Here is a 19,769-nt window from a genome sequence, read left to right as displayed (position 1 = left end):
CGTTGAGGTGAGTGATACCAGAGTGGTATCACTCTTGGTATGGCTATGACGTTGAGGCTGAGCGAGGAGCAGGAGCACGCTCTGGGCATGCTCGCGGAGGTGAACGGGGTGAGCAAGCACGAGGCGGTGGTGCGGGCGATCACCGACGCTGCGGCTCGCCAGGTCCGGGATGACCGGGTGCACAGCCTTTCGGTGGCCGGGCGTTCCCGGTATGCGGGCTTGCTCGATCGCTTGGCGCAGTGAAGTTCGAGTAGCAGTGAAGTTTGAGTAGCGGTGAAGTTCGAATATCTGACGTTGGACGATCTGCTCGCCCTCGCGGGTGATCTCGGAGTTTCCCGGGTGCGGGACCTCGGTCTGCTGGACGCGGCGGCGCACCGGCCGAAAGTGTCGCTCATGGGGCAGGACGCCTATCCCGAGTTGCACGACAAGGCCGCGGTGCTGCTGGAATCCCTTGTCCGGAACGATCCGCTGGTAGACGGGAACAAGCGGCTGGGCTGGATGTCGGTGTTCGTGTTCTACGGACTGAACGGCTACGACCTGGATGCACCCGAGGACGACGCGTACGAACTGGTGATCGCGACCGCGACCGGCTTCTTGCCGTACCAGTCGGTGGCTGAGCGCCTGGCGGAGTGGGTCCGCACCGAGGCGCCCAGCCACCCGTGACCGGGTCCTAGGCCGCCGGCGGGATCGGGTTGCCGGGGCAGGTGGCGTTTGAGGTCTTTCCGGTGTCGAAGAATTCCACTGCCTTCGACGCGCACGGAAGGAATGCCAGCGAGCCGTGCTGGTCGTCCTGGATGGTGATGAGAGAGCCGCCGATGTGGGCGCGCATGTCCTTGGCCCAGGGCAGCGGCGTCACCGACTCGTAGGCGTGCCCGACGAGCTGAAGCGGGCTCTTTCCCGGGGTGAAGTGCCAGGGCGTGGCGGGCAGTGGCCAGCCGGCGCAGCGACCGCCGTATTCGCCGTGGCTGCCCGCGATGGGGAACTCGGCGGCCAGCGCCTCATGGTTACGCCAGTGCGTTTCGAAGTCGCGGGTGCCGGTCGATTCGTTGCAGAGCAGCGCATCCTGCTGGTCCCAGCCGAATGCCGGGTCCGGATGGTGCCAGTCGAAGCCGGTGCGCTCCGCCGGTGCCGTGGCGGGGACTCGCTTGCCGTCGCGGAGTTTTGCCAGGTTCCGGGCCGACTCCGGCCAGTCCTGGCGGGCAGGGGTGAGCAGGGGATCGATGTCGTTGTGGTCGATCTTCGCCCGCAGGTCCAGCATCGTCTTGAGGACGGCGGCCTTCGTGGTGCCGAAGTGGTAGATCCGGTCGTTGCCGGCCAGCCAGCCGGCGAAGTCGTGGAATGCGTTCTCCTGCGCCGCCGCGGTGTCGTGATCGACCTTGGTGAGGTCCAAAGTGGACGCCATCACCGAGTCGAGCAGCATCTTGTCGACGTGGTCGTCGAACAGCGTGCGGTATTCCGCACCGAGTGCGGTGCCCCAGGAGAGGCCGTAGTAACCGATCTTCTCCTCGCCGAGCGCCTGCCGGATCCGGTCCATGTCACGGGCGATGTTCCCCACGGTCAGATTTGCCACGAACTCCGGATCCTTCGCCACGCATTCCCGGTACCGCTTGGCGTTCTTCTCGGATGTGAAACGGGCCTTTTCCTTCTCGGGCAGCGAAGAGTCCGGTTCCGTCCGGTCCCGCTGACAGGACAGCGCCGCGCTGTAGCCGACTCCACGCGGGGAGAAGCCGATGAGGTCGTGGTGCACACCGATACCGGCCGCCTTCGAATCGAGCAGCTTTTTCGGCATGTCCATTCCGGAGGCGCCGGGGCCGCCCGGGTTGACCAGAATGACCCCGTTCCGGCTGCCGGTGGCCTTGATCCGGCTCACCGCGAGGTCGAAAGTACGCCCTGCCGGCTTCGCGTAGTCGACCGGAACCCTGATCGTGGCGCATTCGGTGCGCTGGTCGTCCGCGGGCCATTCGCCGGCGATCTGCCGGCAGGGCTGCCAGCGCAGGGTGTCCGCGGCCGACGCGACCCCGGGCGCGAGTGGTACGAGCAGCAGCCCGGCGAGGGCCGGCCCGATGAGCTTCTTGATCAGCATGCTGCTCATCGTGGCCGATCCGTCGGTCTAGGTGATCAGCCGATCGGCCGATTCAGGGACTCGATCGGGCGACCATCGGCCGGTTTTCAGTCACCGCGACGGACTGGTCCGAGCAGTTGTTGCTCTTTCTGTGTGGTGACCAGCCGCAGCGGGCGCCACAGATTGCGGCCGAGCGCTACGACCTGGTCGTCCTTGAGCGTGGTCAGCTGGCGCATCATCTGCGGGGGAAGCCGCCAGATCCGCGCGGCCAGCTCGGCCTGCCCCGCGGGCAACCGCTGCATCAGCACCAGGTCCGCGGCGTTGGCCGTGGCGCCCGCCTGCGGGTGCAGGTACGGCAGCACGTACACCGTGGTCTGCCACGGCGATCGGGGCGGGAACAGGTCCTGCGGGGTCGGCCCGCCGTCGGTCACCACGAGCAGCGGTGCGTCCTCGGACGGCCGCGGCAGCTCGACCGGGGACAGCCGGCGGATCTGCACCAGCGGAGACGACCGCCCGTCGCGGGTACCCGCGGCCTGCGAGAGCACCTGCCAGGCCGCCGGACGCCCGGTGGCCACGACCACCCACGCGCCGACCGCCATGGCGCGCATGGCCACCTGGCGGGCCAGGTAGAGGCCGCCGACGAGCACGATGCGGGTGGGTGCCGAGCGCAGCGCGGACACGGTGAGTGGCTCGCCCTTGATCCCGGAACCGAGCACGATCCCGCCGCGATCGCCGGACGGGCTGATCGCGTCCAGCATCGCCGGGTCGACGGAGAACTCGGGGGACACCCCGGCGTTCTGGACGACGTCACGCAACCGCATGCTCATGCGGTACCTCCGATCGGCAGGGTCGCGGCGAAGGCGGAGACCTGCAGGCCCCGCAACGGGGTCAGCTCCACCCCGAGCCGCTCCGAGATGCTCTGCAGCCGCTGGTCGGCGGCGTCGAGCTCACGTGGATTCCGGGCGCTGAGCCGGACCACGCCGCGCAGGCCGATGCGGCCCTCGTCGGCGGAGGGCGAAATCGACATGGCGACCGTCGCGGACAGGGCCCGCACGCTGGTGAGCGCGTTGAGGCTGCCGGTGATCTTGCTCTTCGGCCAGTTCGTGATCGCGTAGCTGGAGTGCCCGATCCCGGCCGCGGTGACGCCGGTCCAGTTCTCCTGCAGCGTGACCTCCGTGGCCGAACCCGCGACCGAGGTCAGTTCCGCCGCCGAAATGCTGGCCCGCAACAGCTCGTCCGGATCGAGCGGACGCGTTGGCACGCCACGGGATTCGAGCGCGTTGCGCACCCGCGAAAGCGCGCCGATCAGCGCACGGTGCGCGCCGACGACACCACCGCCACGCTCCCGGATCGCAGCCGGGCAGCGCTTCGGGTCGAGCCGGACGGCGATCCAGGTGGTGCGCCGAGCCGCCGCGGGCAGCGGGCCGAGCACCTCCATGTAGGAGCTGAGTGCGGGCGAATCCGACGGCAGCGCGGCCGAACCCGGGTAGCTGTGCCAGATCATCTGGATGGAGTCGAGCATCACCCCGCGGTCTTCGAGGCAGGGCGCCAGCGCGGACAGCGGCAGGCTGGGCGCGCCACCGGCCTGGGTGATCAGCGCGGGCGTCGGCTCCACCAGCAGGACCGCGGTCCAGGTGCCGTCGGCCCAGGCGATCCCGACCTGCTGGCGCTCGTGATCCACCCCGTGCGCGACGACCAGGTCCGGCACGGCCAGTCGCAGCAGGTTGACGCGGGCGTCCTCCGGGCCGGTGACCGCGCTCTCCTCGGGCAGCTCTTCGAGATCGGGCGGCGGCGGAGTCGCGACCCGGTCGTGCGAGCGGAACCGGTACCGCAGGGTCAGGCCGAGCCACTGGGTGAACCAGCCGCCGCCCCAGCGCAGGAAGGCCAGTACCAGTCCGAGCGCGGCCACGCCGATGGCGACGTACTTGAGCGACATGTCGATGGCGAGCAGCACGAGCCCGATCGTGACGCCGACCTCCAGCAGCACCAGGTTCGCGACCGGCAGCGCGCCGAGCGTGATCCCGCCGGAACGCTGCCGCAGCGGCGGGGAGATCCGGACACCGGGGGGGTGGGGGGAGGGTTCGCCGTCCGGGGAACCACCGGGGCCACCCGGGCCACCGGGGCCGTTGCCGCCGGGGCCACCCGGGCCACCGCCGGAACCGCCGGGGCCACCTGGTCCGCCCGGACCACTCGGCCCGCCCGGGCCTCCGCCACTTCCGCCGGGACCGTTCGGGGCGCCGGGTCCGGGCCTGCCGGGTCCGTTCGGCCCACCGGGACGTCCGGTCCGGGGTCCGTTCGGTCCGGGACCGCCCGGTCCACTCGGCCCGCCGGGTCCGCCGGGTCCGCCGGGCCCACTGGGTCCACAAGGACTACTAGGCCCACCAGGACCGCTGGGGCCATTGGGCGTCCCAGGCCCCGGCCGGGGTCCACCGGGACCACCAGGTCCACCGGGACCCCGAGGGGGCATCGCGGGCCCGCCCGGCGGCACACCCGGCCCACCGGTTCTGCCGGGCCGCTGCGGCGGACCCGGGGGACGACCTCCGGGAGGCGGCGGCGGTCCCTGCGGACCAGGCGGACGTGGAGGCGTGCTGACGGACATCCGCGCGTCTGTTCCCCTCGTGAGTGCGATGTACCGGAAAGCCGATCCCGGGATGCCTGACCCTAACCGGAGTTGGTAGAAACCCCACACCAGACGGTCCCCGTACGGCTATCCTGCGGAACCGTACCGCGACGGGGAGGACTGTAGGTCGAGAATGCCATCAACGCCCACGACTAAATCTCAGGTTCAGGCCTACAAGTTCGTGCTGCGCCGGATGCAGTCGGCGCTCGTCCGGCGCGACGCGGTGATGCTGCACGACCCGATGCGCACTCATTCCCGGGCGACCGTGGTCGGGGTCATCCTCGGCGTGCTCGGCGCGGTCGTCTTCGTGCTGTGGGGGTTGCTCAGCCCGGCCCCCTCGGTGCCCGCGTCGGAGAACATCGTGATCGGTGAGCAGTCCGGCACGGTCTACGTCGTCACCGGGAATCCGCAGCGGCTGATCCCCACCTTCAACCTCGCCTCCGCGCGGCTGATCCTGATGGCGCAGAAGCAGCAGGCGCAGCAACAGCAGGGCGGCGGACAGCAGCAACAGGGCGGGCCGCAGCAGGCGGCCGAGGTGAAGGCACCCACCGTCGTCTCGGATGAGCAGCTGAAGAACATCCCGCGCGAGAAGCTGACCGGGATCCCGGACGGGCCGCAGCTGCTGCCGAGCGGTGACCAGCGCATTTCACCCAACTGGGCAGTCTGCGACCAGGTGCGGCTGGACCCGAGCCTGCCGCAGCAGGACGCGCCCAACCAGACCGACACCGACGTGTTCGCCGGAGTGCCGAACCTGGGTCCCGAGCTGAAGGACAACGCGGCCCTGCTCGGCACCACCGGCAACGGCAAGACCTACCTGATCTACCGGCTCAAGCCCACGCAGAGCCGACCGAACGCGGGCACCGTGCGGGCCGAGGTGCCCTCCGGGGGGAACGACCCGGTGCGCGCCGCGCTGCACCTGCCGGAGAAGGCCCGCAAGATGTCCCAGGCCTTCCTGAACGCGATCCCCGAGGTCTCCAAGCTGGTCCCGCCGACGGTGGCGAACGCGGGCGGTACGCCGCCGCAGGGGCTCAGCGGGATGACCATCGGCCAGGTGTTCGCCACCCAGCCGACCGGCAGCCCGGAGCAGTTCTGGCTGATCAGCCAGGGCGGGATCCAGGAGGTGACGCCCGCCGTCGCGGACATCGTGCGTACCGCGGTGAACGGCAGCTCCAGCACCACGCCGGTGCTGCCGCTGCCCTCGATCAACGGGGTCCAGCAGCTGAGGCCGTCCGATCCGAACTACATCAAGGTGGACGACTTCCCGGCGCAGGTGCCGATCGTGCTGGACGCCACCCAGGGTTCGCCGGTGGCCTGCCTGGGCTGGTCCTACGACGAGGGGAAGAACGAAGCGCACACCTCGGTGTACGTCAGCGACAAGCTTCCGGTGGACAACAACGCGGACGGCTCGTCCAAGCTGCTCAACGTCAGCAGCACCGGGCCGAGCGGGCTGCCGATCACCGGTTTCTACATGCCGCCCGGTCGCGCCGCGGTGGTGCAGTCGGCGACCGATGCGAGCGCGACCTTCAAGAAGGGCCCGATCCAGCTGATCTCGGACCGCGGGATCCGTTACGGCGTCCCGGATGTGACGACCGCGGACAGTCTTGGCCTCGACCACCGGCTGCCCGCGCCCGAGTCGATCATCGGGTTGCTGCCCACCGGAGCGTCGCTGAACACCCAGAACGTGCTCAAGCAGTTCGACACGGTGCCGATCGACCCGAACGCCGGCTCGTTCCCGCCAGCGAAAAACCAGCAGGCCGCCGGGAACTGACCGTGCGGTCCGTCCGTCCACTCCACACATGACCCTGGTGGAGCGGAGGGATGCCATGAGCGTGCCGGGACCGGATGCGGTACGCATCGACAGCGCGGTTGTCGGCGGCTACGCGGCGAAAGTCGCGCGAGCCACCGACGAACTCGCTGCCGCTGCGGCCGAAGTGGGCCAGGGTGCGACCAGACCCGAGACCTACGGCGGGCTCGGCGCCGATCTCGGCGTCGGCGAGTCGTACGCCGTGGCGTCCGGGATACTGCGCCGGCAGCTCGGTGCCGGGGTGGCCGCCCTGCGGTCGGTCACCGAAGCGTTGGAGCAGCTCACTTCGGGCCACGAGCAGCGCGACGTGGACGCGGCCGAGCGGATCGAGCGCGCGGGGTGGATCTCGTGACCGGCCCGTCGGCGGCTTTCGTCTCCGAACTCGCCAGGGAACTCGGCGCCACCGATCCGGTCGAGGCCTACTACCGGCCGCTGACCGGGCAGTGGGACGAGCTGACCGAAGAGGCGGCCCGGCTGCGTGCCGCTGCCGGCACGGCGGCCCGGGTTTCGGCCGGTCTCGCCGAGGATCTCGGCAAACTCGATGCAGTGTGGAGGGGGCCGGACGCGGACGCGTTCGTCGCCTACCTCGGGGAAATCCGGTCGGCGAGCGAAGGTGCCGAGGACGCGCTCGAAGCGCTCGCCGGTGCGCTGGAAGAGCTGTCCGGCTCGGTCCGCCGCATCGTCGAAGCGGCGGAGGAGATTCTCGTGGACGCGGCGGACGTGCTGTCCGAGTCGGCGCTGCTGCCGGCCGGCGGGAGCACCCGCGCCCGTGCGCAGCTGCGCGAGACCGGGGAATCCCTGCAGGCACTGCACGCCTCTGCCCAGGACGTCCTGCAGCAGTTCGGACGGCTGTGCGACGGGATGGGCGCGCCGCCCGGGCAGCCGGGCATTGAGCTGCGCCGCCATTACCCGGCTGGGCAGTTCCGGCTCGCGGCCGAGGGGGCCGGCGCGGACGTCCTTCCCGTGCGAGAGGATTCCCCGGATTTGTCCACAGTGGACGATACGGCGGGTCACGATTCGGTGCGCCCGTCCGCGCTGGAACACGGCAAGGAAACCGCCGCCGAACCGGGACAGACAGGCGTGGCCCCGATCGAACCGCCGCCGGCCGCCGCACCGGCTTCGCCGCCAAACCAGGGCAACGGCCTGCCGATGATGCCGATGATGGGCTTCGGCGGTCTCGGGGGAGACGGCGGCGGCAAGGAACGTCCGCGTAAGGGTCGCGAACGGTTCCCGGCCAAACCGGGGGAGATCTTCGGCGAGCCGGACCCGGTCACACCTCCGGTCCTCGGCGAGCGACGGCCGGCGAGTTCGTGAAGGTGCGCTTCGCCCCGGACCAGAAGTCCGTGAAGGGGCCCTTCACGGACTGGAGCCGGTTGCGACCGGTCAGCGTGGCGGCGTGGATCGTCCTCGGTTGCGCCGGATCGTGTGCATCACGAACAGCGTGATCAGCAGCGCGGCCAGCCCGCCGCCGGTACCGGCGAGCGCGACGATCATCGGGGTGGAGCTGATGCCGTCCGCCGGTGGCAGCTGGGCGGCCTGCACCACCGGGTTCGGCGTGGCGAGGTTGCCGACGTCGCCGGGCAGGTTCGCGGTGAGCGCGGCCACCGGATCGATCACGCCGTAGCCCACGTAGTCGTCGTGACCACCTGGTGCGGCCGGGTGCTGCGCGGTCGTCTTGATCCGCTTGATCACCTGGCGGGCGTCGAGATCCGGGTACATCTGCCGGACGAGCGCGGCGACGCCGGCCACGTACGGCGCGGCGAAGCTGGTGCCCTGGATCGGGCTGGCCTGGGTGCCTCTGGTGATCACGCGGTTCGCCAGGCCGGTCGAGTTCTCCGCCGGGTCCAGCGAAACGATCTCGGTCCCCGGCGCGGCGACGCCGATCCACGGGCCGTGCACGCTGAAGCTCGCGACGCTGCCGTCCTTGTCGATCGCGCCGACGGAGAGCACGTCGTCGGAGAACCACGGCGGCGTCACGATGGACTTCGGCTTGTTCGGATCGGATTGGTCGTTCTGCGGGCAGCTGTCGGACACGTTGCCCGCCGCGGCGACGATCACCACGCCCTTGTCCGTCGCGTACTTGACCGCGGCCTGCACCTGGCGTTCGCTCGGCTGGATGTCCGCGGGCGGGGCGGCGCGGCAGTGGTCCAGCGACATGTTGATCACGCCGATGTCGCCGCGGTCGGCGATGCCGCGGATGATCTGCGCGAGCGAGCCCAGCGTGCCCGCGGTGTCGCCCTTCTCGATCTGCCTGCTGTCGCCGTTGTTGCCGCCCTGCTGCGGCCCGGTGCCGCCGGGATTGCCGCCGCCGTTGGAGGGCGGGGGCTGGCTGCCGCCGGTCGGGGAGCTGTTCTTGTCCTTCGGCCCGTAGTTCTCGCTCAGCTGCCGGTAGGAGACGATCCGCGCGTCCGGCGCGACCCCGATGAAGCCCACCTTCGGGTCCTTCGGGTCGCCCGCGATGATGCCCGCCACTTCGGTGCCGTGCCCGTCGCAGTCCTGCAGCCCGGCCTGCCCGGCGGGGGCCGGGAGCACGTAGTCGCCGCCCGCTTCCACCCGGCCCTGGAACCACGGGTGCCGGGTCACGCCGGTGTCCACCACCGCGACCCGCTGGTTCCCGCCGACGTTGCCCTTGGCCGCCCGGACGATCTCCTGCGCCTTCAGCAGCTGCAGGTAGTCCTGGCCCCACGGGCGGGAGTTGATCTGGACGTTCTCGCCGAGGCTGCGCTTGACGCAGTCGGTCTTCTGCTCGTAGGGCTTGTCCGGCGCCTTGGTGTCGCTGGGCAGGCCGTCGTAGCCGTTCATCGGCGGCGGGGTGGCCCAGGAACCGGCCGGGGCGCTCTGCGCGGCCGCCGGTGTGGCGGCGAACGGGGACAGGACCCCGAGGCCGGCCGCGACCACGGCGACCCCGGCCCGGCCGGAGAGACCGAGCCGGCGAGGGGCGGAACGTCGGGAGGCGGCAGCCATCGCGGCCCTCACTTGAGGTTGAGGTGGCGCAGCGTCATGTAGAGGTCCATCACGCCGAGCGCGAGCGGCAGCACCACCGCGATGCAGATCGCCTCGATGATCTCCACGGTGCGCCGCAGGGGCGGGGAGAACCGCTGGTTCGGGAAGATCACGCCGACCACCAGCGAACCCGCGGCGACCAGGACCAGAATGCCGAAGACGTACATCAGCCGGTGTTCGGGCGTGGCCGAGAAGAGCCCGCCGATCAGGATGCCCGCGGCGGCGATCATGCCCGTGGTGAGCAGCGCGATCGCCTGCGCGCCATTGGCGTAGGCACGGGCGCGCAGCAGCAGCACGAGCGTGGCGACGATGCCGAGGATCGGGCCGAAGATGTTCGGCCCGCCGGCCGCGATGATCGAGGCGAGCGCGGCGCTGGCACCGCAGCCGATCATCAGGCCCGTCATGTAGTCGTGCGCGATCGCGGTGCGCTGTTCGATCGCCGCGTAGTCGGGGAAGCCGGAGTCCTCCTTGAGCTCCTCCGCGGTGCTCGGCACGTGCGGCAGCGGCAGCTTGGCCAGCCAGATCGTGGTGCGCGGCAGCAGCGAGATGCAGGCCAGCGCCACGGCGACGACCCCGGCGGCGACCTCCGGCGCGGAGGCCGTGGTGACCAGGGTGGCCACCAGCGCGGCGAGCGCGGAGAACGCGCCCGCCGTGGCCGCGGCGATGAACACCCGGATGCCCGCGCCGATGACCAGGATGCAGACCGCGGCGACGATCAGCACCAGCACCGAGCCGAGCAACAGGTTCGCCCGCACGGACAGCCCAGGCACGATGCAGAAGCCGCTTACGAAGGCCAGCGGAAGCCCGCCCGCGGCGGCGATCAGCACCCCGGTCGCCTCGGCCTGATAGCCCTTGGCCAGCGTCGCGCCCACCGCGACGCAGGCGATCGCGCCGAGGCCACCGGCGATGGCGGCGCCGATCGAGGACCCGCCGTAGAGCGAGCCACCGAAGAACAGCGCGACCGCGGACAGCACCAGCGCGAGCCCGCCCGCGGCATGCCCGAACCGCTGGGCGGTCTCCTTGGTCCACGGCCGGAAGGTGTCCGGCTCGGCCTCCGCGATCGCGTCCACGACGTCGTCGAACAGCGGCGGCGGCGGATTCTCGTTGCGCTTGCGCAGCTGCAGCAGCTCGCCGTCGACGACGCCGAGCGAGGCCAGCGTGCGGCTCGGGTCGAGCGGGGCGTCGCCGAGCTTGGCCAGCGCCCACCCGCCGTGGCGCGCTCCGCCGTCGGGAGTGACCTCCTTGGCCATCTCCAGGAGCATCGGCAGCAGGTCGGCGACCGCGACGTCGGCGGGCAGCGCGACGTCGATGCGTGTCGTCGGTGCCACCACCGTGACCCTGCTGAAAACCGTCGTGCCCGTTGCCACTAGATGCCCCCGCTCTGATGAGTCACTCCGGGGGAACTTATACCGAACCTGGCGCCCGGTTTCAGCCGCTGCCGATAAATCGTCGGCGAAAATACCCGGCCAGGCCTCGGCCGGGCCAGTGGCGGCGCAGGTCCCTACACTCGGCTGCCTGGACCGGGCAGCGGGCGGCCGGCGATGCCGATCCCGGTGTTGGCCGGATTTCCGGGGCGGCGTTCGGTAGGTTGTCCCGCGCACCCGGGTGCAGGCGTCGAGCAGGAGTAGAGGGGTCCTTCGATGAGCACGCTGCAGTTCAAGAAGTCGCCGCGGCTGGCCGCGCCACGCCCGCCGGGTGGCGAGGTGCATCTCGAACCGCCCCCCGAGGTACCCCGCACGATCCCGGGCAACATCGTCGCCAAGGCGATTCCGGGCGTGATGATCTTCGCTTCGCTCGGGATGATGGTCTACATGTTCACCGCCGGTGGCGGGCAGCCGACCACGATCATGATGAGCGGCATGATGCTGATGGGCACCGTCGGCATGCTCGCCGGCGGGGGCGGCAAGAGCGGCGGGGCCAAGAAGGCCGAGATGGACGAGGACCGCAAGGACTACCTGCGGTATCTCGGCCAGATGCGGGACCGCGCCCGGGAGGCGATGGTCGACCAGCGGGCGGCGCTGGAGTGGGTGCACCCGGATCCGCAGTCGCTGTGGTCGCTGGCCGCGAGCCGGCGGATGTGGGAGCGGCGGCAGAACGACCAGGACTTCCTGCACCTGCGGGTGGGACGCAGCTCGCACCGGCTGGCGACCCGGCTGGTGCCGCCGCAGACCGGCCCGGTCGACGAGCTGGAGCCGATCGCCACGCTGGCGCTGCGGCGGTTCGTGCGGGCGCATTCGATCGTGCCGGATCTGCCGACCCAGATCACCTTGCGCGGCTTCGCGGCGGTGAGCATGCAGGGCGAGCGGGCACTGACCCGGCAGCTGGCGCGGGCGATGGTGGCCCAGCTGGTGACCTTCCATTCGCCGGACGACGTGATGATCGCGGTGGCCACCAGCGGCCGGGCGAAAGAGGAGTGGGAGTGGGCGAAGTGGCTCCCGCACGTGCAGCATCCGGCGCTCTCGGACGGGATCGGGCAGCTGCGGATGATGGCCGGTTCGCTGGCGCAGCTAGAGGTCTGGCTGGATGAGGAATTGCGGGAACGGCAGCGGTTCTCGCGGAATGCGACGCCGGCGCCGGATCAGCCGCACGTGGTCATCATCATCGACGACGGTGAGGTGACGCGTGAGGAGCAGATCATCCTGGAGGAGGGTCTGGTCGGGGTCACGCTGATCGACCTGTCGGATTCACTGGGCAACCTGGCGGCCCGGCGTGGCCTGCGGCTGGTCGTGGAGCAGGAGCGACTGGGCGCGCGCAGCGCGGGCGGCGTGGAGTGGTTCGGCCGTCCGGACCGGTTGTCGATGGTGGAGGCGGAGGCGCTGTCCCGGCTGATCGCGCCGTATCGCGTCGGTGGTGGCGGGGGCGCGGAGGCCGCGGACGACGAGCCGTTGCTGTCGAACCCGACGCTGCTGGAGCTGCTGGGCATCCCCGGCGACCCGATGACCTTCGACGTGCAGCAGGCCTGGCGGCCGCGGCCGGTGCGTGACCGCTACCGGGTGCCGTTCGGGGTGGGGGAGTACGGGCAGGCGGTGGATCTCGACATCAAGGAAGCCGCGATGGAGGGTATGGGCCCGCACGGCCTGTGCATCGGGGCGACCGGTTCGGGTAAGTCGGAGTTCCTGCGCACGCTGGTGCTCGGGCTGCTGGCCACGCATTCCTCGACCAGCCTGAACATGATCCTGGTGGACTTCAAGGGTGGCGCCACGTTCCTCGGGCTGGACAAGGCGCCGCACGTGGCCGCGACGATCACGAACCTGGCCGGGGACCTGACCCTGGTGGACCGGATGAAGGACGCGATCGCGGGTGAGGTGAACCGGCGCCAGGAAGTGCTGGCGAAGGGGAACTACAAGAACGTCTGGGATTACGAGAAGGCCCGGGAGAACGGGGCCGATCTGGATCCGCTGCCGGCGTTGTTCATCTGTATCGACGAGTTCTCCGAGATGCTGACCGCGAAGCCGGACTTCATCGACATCTTCCTGCAGATCGGCCGGGTGGGCCGGTCGCTGCAGATGCACATGCTGCTCGCCTCGCAGCGGCTGGAAGAGGGCAAGCTGCGCGGGCTGGACACCTATCTGTCCTACCGGATCGGCCTGAAGACGTTCTCCGCGGCGGAATCGCGGGCGGCGATCGGGGTGCCGGACGCGTTCGAGCTGCCCTCGATCCCGGGTTCGGGGTACCTGAAGTTCGACACCTCGACGATGGTGCGGTTCAAGGCCTCGTACGTGTCGGGCCCGTACCGCCCGGCCGGGATCAAGGCGGCCGGGCCGGTCGCGACGGTGGTGCGGGCGGACAAGCGCCCGCAGCTGTTCGTGCCGGACTTCGTGGAGCTGCCGCCCGAGCCGGAGCCCGACCCGGAGCCGGTGGCGCAGGAGGCCCCGAAGCCGGAGGTGGAGGACTCGAACGAGCCTTCCGAACTGGATGTGATGGTCGAGCGGTTCACCGGCCAGGGCCCGCCCGCGCACGAGGTGTGGCTGCCCCCGCTGGACGAGCCCAACTCGCTGGACACCATGCTGCCGAACCTGAACCCGACCGAGGACCGCGGGCTTTCGCCGGTGGGCTTCTTCGGCAACGGCAGGCTGCAGGTGCCGCTGGGGGTCGTGGACCGGCCGTTCGAGCAGCGCCGGGACATGCTGTGGGGCGACTTCTCCGGCGCCGCGGGGCACGGGATCGTGGCGGGCGGTCCGCAGTCGGGCAAGTCGACGATGCTGCGGACGCTGATCATGTCGATGGCGCTGACCCACACCCCGGAGGAGGTCCAGTTCTACTGCCTGGACCTCGGTGGCGGCACGCTGGCCGGGCTGTCGGACCTGCCGCACGTGGGCGGGGTCGCGGTCGCGCGCCGGGAGCCGGACAAGGCCCGCCGGATCGTGGCGGAGCTGACCACGCTGATGACCGAGCGGGAAGGCCGGTTCGGCGCGCTGGGCGTGGACTCGATGACCGACTTCCGCAACCGCAAGCGCCGCGGCGAGATCACCGCCGAGCAGGACCCGTTCGGCGACGCGTTCCTGGTCGTGGACAACTGGCGGGCCCTGCGGGACGACTTCGACGAGCTGGAACAGACGATCACCCGGCTGGCCACCCAGGGCCTGGCCTACGGGGTGCACGTGGTCATCTCCGCGAACCGGTGGGCGGATCTGCGCCCGGCGATCAAGGACATGATCGGGACCCGGTTCGAGCTGCGGCTGGGTGATCCGACCGAGTCGGAGATGGACCGGCGGACCGCGGGCAACGTGCCCACCGGCCGCCCGGGGCGCGGGCTGACCCGAGACAAGCTGCATCTGCTGACCGGGCTGCCGCGGATCGACGGGTCCAGCGATCCGGACACGCTGGCGGCCGGGGTCGCGGACGCGGTGGCGAAGATCCGGGGCGCCTGGCGGGGCCGGGTCGCGCCGCAGGTCCGGCTGCTGCCGGAGCTGATCACCTACGACGACGTGCTGGCACAGGACCAGCGCCGGGACAGCAAGCTCGTGCCGTTCGGGGTCAGCGAGGAAGACCTCTCCCCGGTGTATCTGGACTTCGACGCCGAGCCGCACTTCTTCGCCTTCGCCGACGGCGAGTCGGGCAAGACGAACCTGCTGCGCCAGATCGCCCGCGGGATCGCCGAGCGCTACACCGCGCAGCAAGGGGTGATCCTGCTCGTGGACTACCGGCGCACCATGCTCGGCTTCCTGTCCGGGGATTCGCTGCTCGGCTACGCCGTGTCGTCGGCGCAGCTGGACAGCATGGTCAAGGACGTGTACGGGTCGATGACCCGGCGCCTGCCCGGCCCCGACGTCACCCAGGAACAGCTGAAGAACCGGTCCTGGTGGACCGGGCCCGAGCTGTTCATCCTGGTCGACGACTACGACCTGGTCGCCACCCAGACCAGCAACCCGCTCAAACCGCTGTCGGAGTTCCTCGCCCAGGCCAAGGACGTCGGCCTGCACCTGATCGTGGTCCGCCGCACCGGTGGCGCCTCCCGCGCCGCCTACGACCCGATCATCGGCAAGCTCAAGGAACTCGCCGCACCCGGCATGGTCATGAACGGTTCCAAGGACGAGGGCGCCCTCATCGGCAACATCAAAGCCGGCCCGATGCCGCCCGGCCGGGGCACCATGGTCAGCCGCAAGGGCGGCCGCCAACTCGTACAGGTCTCATGGATCCAACCCGACTGAACCACCGCGACGAGCGCGAAGCCGGGCACGCGCCGGCAGCCGGTGACCGAGGTGCCGGGTGAGCGTGCGGGTCGCCGTGGACTTCGGGACCTCGAGCACCTGCGTTGTCGCGTCTGTCCACGGGCGCGACCCGCAGGTGGTGGTCATCGACGGCCAGCCGCTCATGTCTTCGGCGGTGTACGCGGCGGCCGACGGCACGCTGTTCGTCGGCCAGGAGGCCGAACGGCAGGCCGCCGTCGATCCGTCGCGCTACGAGCCGAATCCGAAGCGGCGGATCGACGAAGGTGAACTGCTGCTCGGCGATTCCGTGTTGCAGGTGACCGACGTCGTGCACGCGGTGCTGGCCCGTGCCGTCGCGGAGGCCCGGCGCGTTGCCGGACAGGCCGAGGTCGATCTCCTCGTGCTCACGCATCCGGCCGACTGGGGCGCCATTCGCACCCGGCTGCTCCGCCAGGCCGCGGGGCGGCTGGCCAGGGAAGTCGCCCTGGTGCCGGAGCCGGTCGCCGCGGCGGTCTACCACGCGGCCACGTTCGCGCCGAGTTCCCGGCCGGACGGGCGCACGGTCGAGTACTCCGGCACCCCGGGTGACGTGCTCGCGGTGCTCGACCTCGGCGGCGGCACCGTCGACGTCAGCGTGGTCCGCCGCTCGCCGGAGGCCGCGCGAGCCGCGGGCGGGCCGCCGCAGCGCGGGGGATTCCAGGTGCTCGCCACTCGCGGAGACCCCGGGTTCGGCGGCGCGGACATCGACCAGACTCTGCTCGACCACGTCGGATCACTGGTGTCGGAGGCGGATCCGCAGGCCTGGCAGCAACTGGTGGCGGGCCGGGAGCTGGCCGACCGGCGGCGGCGCCGGGTGCTTCGCCAGGATGTGCGTGGTGCCAAGGAAACGCTGTCCCGGCACGCCTACACCGACGTGCCGCTGCCGCCGCCGTTCCCGGACGCGCATGTCACCCGGGAGGATCTGGAGCGGCTGATCGCCACCCCGCTCGGCCGGGTGGTCGAGCTGACCAGCGCGGCCATCGCGGACGCGGGGCTGCGGCCCCAGCAGCTCGCCGCGATCTTCCTGGTCGGCGGGTCGAGCCGGATTCCGATGATCTCGCGGCTGGCACACGAGCGCACGGGTGTCGTGCCGACCAGCCTCGACCAGCCGGAGACGGTCGTCGCCCGCGGCGCGCTGCGTGCGGTGCAGATCGATCCGGACCGCACCGGCGCGCTGCCCGGGACGTCGATCGCGGGGTCACACCCGGAGCAGCAGCGGACCGAGGTGGTTCGCCCGACCGTCCGTGCTCACCGCGGCGGGCCACCCGCGCCTTCGCCGGGACGGGGTTTCCCCTCACCACCGCCCGGTTCCTTTCCCGGTCGCGCGGCTCCGGCGGGCCAGTACGGCCGCGCTTTCGGCGCCGGTCCGGCCGCGTACCGTCCGGGCACGCCCAGTGCTCCGGTGCCCAGCCCGCCTGCGGTGAACCCGAGTAGTGGTGCGAAGAACCGGCGCCGGCCGCTGATGCTGATCGGCGCTGCCGTGGTGGTCGCCGCTCTTGTCGCGGTGGGAGTAGTGATCTTCAGCAGCTCGGGGGATTCGGCTGCGGCCGGACGGACGTTCCGGCAATACGACTTCAGCCTCGAAGCACCGATGGACTGGATTCAGACCAGTGACGTGGTCGCCGACCGGCAGGTGATCCTGCGCCCGCAGGACGTCCCCGCGGGCGATGATCTGGTGGCCGTGGAGGAGCACGTGCTCGATTACGATGCCACCGCGAATCCGCAGCGGTTCCAGCAGGATCTGCGTTCCACGGTGAATCGGCGTGCCGGATACAGCGCATTCCGGCCGGACGTGGCCTATGGTGGCCGGACCGTGCTCGGTTACCACCAGAGCAAGGAAGACGGCGCCGAAGTCGACTGGTACGTCGTGGTGCAGGGCCGGCTCGGGGTGCACATCGGTTGCCAGTACCGGGATCCGGCGTTGCGGCAGCGCGTCGATGCGGCCTGTACGCAGATTGTGCGGACGCTGAAGATCGGCAACTGACCGAAGGAGCCGCCCGTGTCCTCGGAACCAGAGTCCGCCGCGGCGGCGTTCACCCGCGCGGGACAGGACGCGGTCACGTTCTCCCGCCGGGTCGCGGGCACCGCCCTCGCCCGCACCGAGCGCCACCGTGACGAGAACCGGGAACTGCGCAAGGAATTCGGCAAGCGACGGCCGCCGGCCGGGGCCGCGCCGCCGGCGGCCTTGCGTGGCGCCGCGCAACGGTTCCGCCGCGCGTGCGGGCTGCCGCTCCCGGTCGTGCCCGCCGAATCCGCGCCGGTTCCCGCCGATTCGCCACGGCCGGGTGAAGACGAGGACTTTTCGCAGGTGCGAATCATGCGTGAGGCCTGAGCTTCGCGGCCGCTGTGCGAGTGCTAATCACGCTGGTGGGCAACCATCTTTTCGGCCGGCCCCGGCCGGGTCGATGATCCGTTCGGGGATCGGTTCCCCCGATCGGCGTTCACGCAAGCAACTACTTCCGGGGAAATCGCGACAAGTGTGAACCGAACTGGCACTGTCTTCGTCGTAGGTGCGTACCGGAACACAGAGGCGGTACGCACAACCACTAACGAAGGGGGTAGCTCCCATGGCTGGCGGCTTTACCGGGACTCCTGAACAGTTCACCGCGGCCGAAGGTCGCGTCGTTGACGTTCGTGCGCAGATGGACCAGCAGCTGTCCAAGCTCGAGGGTGAGATCGAGGCCACTCGCGCGGGCTGGCAGGGCGAGGCCCAGGCCGCGTTCACCAACGTGATGATGCGCTTCAACGAAACGGGCAAGGGCCTCAACTCCGCCCTGCAGCACATTGGTGAACTGCTCAAGGAAGCCGGTTCCACCTACCAGCGTTCCGAGCAGCAGCAGCAGGAAATCATGGAGTCCATGAACAAGGGCTTCGGCGTCCTCGGCTGAGCTGCTCGTTTCCTTTCTTTCACCAGCTTTCTTTCTTTGATGGGAGTTCACCATGCCTGACGGCCGCATTGTCGTTGATCCGGCGACCATCCACCGCGCGTCGGAGGACTGCACCGCCACCACCAACCAGCTGGCCAACCTGTTCGAGAACCTGAAGAAGGACCTCGACCCGCTGGTCAAGGACTGGACCGGTGAGGCGAAAGATCAGTACATGATCGCGCAGGGTCAGTGGGACAGCAAGTTCGAGGACCTCAAGCAGCTGCTCGCGCAGATCGCCGCCGTGCTGCCGCAGATCGCCGACGGTTACCAGGCCACGGACCGGAACGTGCAGAACCTGTTCTGATCCGGGTTCTGCCGAAACCACGGCGGGCCGCGCACCTGCGGGTGCGCGGCCCGCCGTTTTCGTGCGCCGGTCTTCCCTTGCCGCGTCAGGGTTCTCAGTGTGGCGCGCGGTATTCCGGCTTGTCGTTGAGGACCCGTACGGTCACCTTCTTCGGCTGCCCGCCCAGGGTCCCGGCAAAGTTGGTCGAGGACCCGTGATCAGCAGAGTGAGCCGTGGCTGCCGCGCATCATCGACGGTGCCTGCCATCGTCGTCGATTGCGCCCGGTAGCGGGCGATGCGGAGGTGTTCGAGACGCGCGACCACCTCGCGCTGCGCGCCAGACCTGTCCCGAAGTCTGTGAAGGGGCCCTTCACAGACCTCCACGGACCTCCGCAGTCTGCGCAGGGCCCCTCACACCGACTTCGCCGACACCCTGGGCTGCCCGCCGATCCGCACGGTGCAGTCGAACGTGGTCCCGTTTTCGGCGGTTTCCCCGGCCGGGCATGCGACATCCTGGACGCCCGGCTCTCCGTACTGTGCCGATCATTACTAATTTAATCCGACCACAGTCACGGCCTAATGGCTTCGTAGCAACGGTTACGTGCCGGGTGGGGGTCGGCCTACTTTTGGTCGGATTGGTAACTCTCTTCGAGTACCTGGGAAACGCCGTCCTGTAAGGGATTCTTCGCCAAGGTATCCCCGTCGAACGCGCCGAGTCCCCACGCCGCACCGAGTCCGGCCATCACTGCGACGACGGAAATTCCCGCCATCACAACGGGTTTCCGATACCACGGCCGTCGCTTGGCCGGTCGTTCGAATGCGCCGAACCCGCCGTAGTGTCCCGGCCGGAATCCGTCGCCCGGTGTCGCATTGTCCACATTGGATGGTTGCGGAGTCCGGCCGCCGGTCCACTGCGGTTGCCCGGGATTTGGCTGCCCGGCACCGTATTGCTCTGCACCGTATTGCCCGGGGGTGTGCTGCGGCTGCCACCCCTGCGGCTGCTGGTCGGAAGGCCTCATCGGCGATCACCCCGCGTGCGCATCAGTTGCTCTGCAATTGGCTGAGGCGGCGGTAGAAATCCTGCTTCGCCCCGTTGTCCGACAGGGTCGTGACCTGGGACGGATCCGGAACCGTGGGCAGATTCCGCGGCGTGGTCGGGCCGGTGAAGCGGAAGTCGTAGCGCAGTTCGAGCCGGTGGCCGTCGCCGCCGAACTTCGCGGCCATCGTTAACTCGGTGAGAGCGCCGTCCGGCTTGAGCTTGATCGGCCGTCTTCAGCTCCGGGCCGACTTTAGAAAGCAACCGGTCCGGCAGGACCTCCACCCGCGCGTCGAGGAGGTACGTTCACGGTCAGCTCCACCGACCGGTCCGCCGAACACTTC

Annotated in this window: 16 protein-coding genes and 1 pseudogene; 10 read left to right on the top strand and 7 right to left on the bottom strand. The window is 70.2% G+C overall.

The window, feature by feature from the left end; all coding sequences use genetic code 11:
* Positions 1–39 precede the first annotated feature (39 nt).
* Positions 40–243, top strand: coding sequence for a CopG family transcriptional regulator (locus ATK36_RS13055; protein ID WP_098511572.1), 204 nt, complete (start codon positions 40–42; stop codon positions 241–243).
* A 30-nt stretch (positions 244–273) separates the two neighbouring features.
* Positions 274–663, top strand: coding sequence for a type II toxin-antitoxin system death-on-curing family toxin (locus ATK36_RS13050; protein WP_098511571.1), 390 nt, complete (start codon positions 274–276; stop codon positions 661–663).
* 7 nt (positions 664–670) lie between these two features.
* On the opposite strand, the gene ATK36_RS13045 is transcribed toward ATK36_RS13050, so the two are convergent.
* The 3 genes from ATK36_RS13045 to eccE form a co-directional block, all read right to left on the bottom strand.
* A complete protein-coding gene (locus ATK36_RS13045; protein ID WP_245914690.1) occupies positions 671–2,092 on the bottom strand; it encodes an alpha/beta fold hydrolase in 1,422 nt (473 codons plus the stop codon).
* A 77-nt stretch (positions 2,093–2,169) separates the two neighbouring features.
* Positions 2,170–2,889 (bottom strand): hypothetical protein, encoded by a 720-nt coding sequence (locus ATK36_RS13040; RefSeq protein ID WP_098511569.1) that lies wholly within the window; start codon positions 2,887–2,889, stop codon positions 2,170–2,172.
* A complete protein-coding gene (eccE, locus tag ATK36_RS13035; protein WP_098514856.1) occupies positions 2,886–4,115 on the bottom strand; it encodes a type VII secretion protein EccE in 1,230 nt (409 codons plus the stop codon). The genes ATK36_RS13040 and eccE overlap by 4 nt, the downstream gene beginning before the upstream one ends.
* Positions 4,116–4,815: 700 nt before the next feature.
* Here eccE and eccB point away from each other — a divergent pair.
* From eccB to ATK36_RS13015, 3 genes are read left to right on the top strand one after another with little or no spacing between them, the layout of a single operon-like run.
* The gene (gene eccB / locus ATK36_RS13025; RefSeq protein ID WP_098511568.1) at positions 4,816–6,450 is read left to right on the top strand and encodes a type VII secretion protein EccB; all 1,635 of its coding nucleotides are present in this window, start codon (positions 4,816–4,818) and stop codon (positions 6,448–6,450) included.
* Between the two features lie 55 nt (positions 6,451–6,505).
* Positions 6,506–6,838 (top strand): hypothetical protein, encoded by a 333-nt coding sequence (locus ATK36_RS13020; RefSeq protein WP_245914688.1) that lies wholly within the window; start codon positions 6,506–6,508, stop codon positions 6,836–6,838.
* Entirely contained in the window at positions 6,835–7,800 is a 966-nt protein-coding gene (locus ATK36_RS13015) for a methyl-accepting chemotaxis domain-containing protein (RefSeq protein WP_098514855.1), read from the top strand. Before ATK36_RS13020 ends, ATK36_RS13015 begins: the two co-directional genes overlap by 4 nt.
* Before the next feature lie 69 nt (positions 7,801–7,869).
* Here ATK36_RS13015 and mycP read toward each other — a convergent pair whose 3' ends face one another.
* Both mycP and eccD read right to left on the bottom strand, forming a co-directional pair.
* Complete coding sequence (gene mycP, locus ATK36_RS13010; protein ID WP_098511565.1) at positions 7,870–9,450, bottom strand: type VII secretion-associated serine protease mycosin; 1,581 nt, start codon at positions 9,448–9,450, stop codon at positions 7,870–7,872.
* A gap of 8 nt (positions 9,451–9,458) precedes the next feature.
* Positions 9,459–10,856 (bottom strand): type VII secretion integral membrane protein EccD, encoded by a 1,398-nt coding sequence (eccD, locus tag ATK36_RS13005; RefSeq protein WP_098511563.1) that lies wholly within the window; start codon positions 10,854–10,856, stop codon positions 9,459–9,461.
* A gap of 273 nt (positions 10,857–11,129) precedes the next feature.
* Between eccD and eccCa the strand changes: the two genes are divergently transcribed.
* The 5 genes from eccCa to ATK36_RS12980 all read left to right on the top strand — a co-directional run bounded on the left by eccCa (position 11,130) and on the right by ATK36_RS12980 (position 18,410).
* The gene (eccCa, locus tag ATK36_RS13000; RefSeq protein WP_098511562.1) at positions 11,130–15,140 is read left to right on the top strand and encodes a type VII secretion protein EccCa; all 4,011 of its coding nucleotides are present in this window, start codon (positions 11,130–11,132) and stop codon (positions 15,138–15,140) included.
* A gap of 58 nt (positions 15,141–15,198) precedes the next feature.
* Positions 15,199–17,163 carry a type VII secretion-associated protein gene (locus ATK36_RS12995; RefSeq protein ID WP_098511560.1) on the top strand — a complete coding sequence of 655 codons (1,965 nt, stop codon included), beginning with the start codon at positions 15,199–15,201 and terminating at the stop codon, positions 17,161–17,163.
* Between the two features lie 15 nt (positions 17,164–17,178).
* Positions 17,179–17,511: a hypothetical protein gene (locus tag ATK36_RS12990; protein WP_098511559.1), complete on the top strand. Its 333-nt coding sequence runs from the start codon at positions 17,179–17,181 to the stop codon at positions 17,509–17,511.
* 235 nt (positions 17,512–17,746) lie between these two features.
* A complete protein-coding gene (locus ATK36_RS12985) occupies positions 17,747–18,067 on the top strand; it encodes a WXG100 family type VII secretion target (protein WP_098511558.1) in 321 nt (106 codons plus the stop codon).
* A 52-nt stretch (positions 18,068–18,119) separates the two neighbouring features.
* Positions 18,120–18,410, top strand: coding sequence for a WXG100 family type VII secretion target (locus ATK36_RS12980; RefSeq protein ID WP_098511557.1), 291 nt, complete (start codon positions 18,120–18,122; stop codon positions 18,408–18,410).
* A 390-nt stretch (positions 18,411–18,800) separates the two neighbouring features.
* On the opposite strand, the pseudogene ATK36_RS12975 reads toward ATK36_RS12980, so the two are convergent.
* Together ATK36_RS12975 and ATK36_RS33515 are read right to left on the bottom strand one after the other, a co-directional pair.
* Positions 18,801–18,917: pseudogene (locus tag ATK36_RS12975) on the bottom strand (DUF4333 domain-containing protein); the annotation flags it as partial.
* 513 nt (positions 18,918–19,430) lie between these two features.
* Positions 19,431–19,613 (bottom strand): hypothetical protein, encoded by a 183-nt coding sequence (locus tag ATK36_RS33515; protein ID WP_245914686.1) that lies wholly within the window; start codon positions 19,611–19,613, stop codon positions 19,431–19,433.
* Positions 19,614–19,769: the final 156 nt, after the last annotated feature.

Origin of the sequence: Amycolatopsis sulphurea, assembly GCF_002564045.1 — a bacterium.
GTDB lineage: Bacteria > Actinomycetota > Actinomycetes > Mycobacteriales > Pseudonocardiaceae > Amycolatopsis > Amycolatopsis sulphurea.
This window is presented reverse-complemented; position numbering and strand designations above follow the sequence as displayed.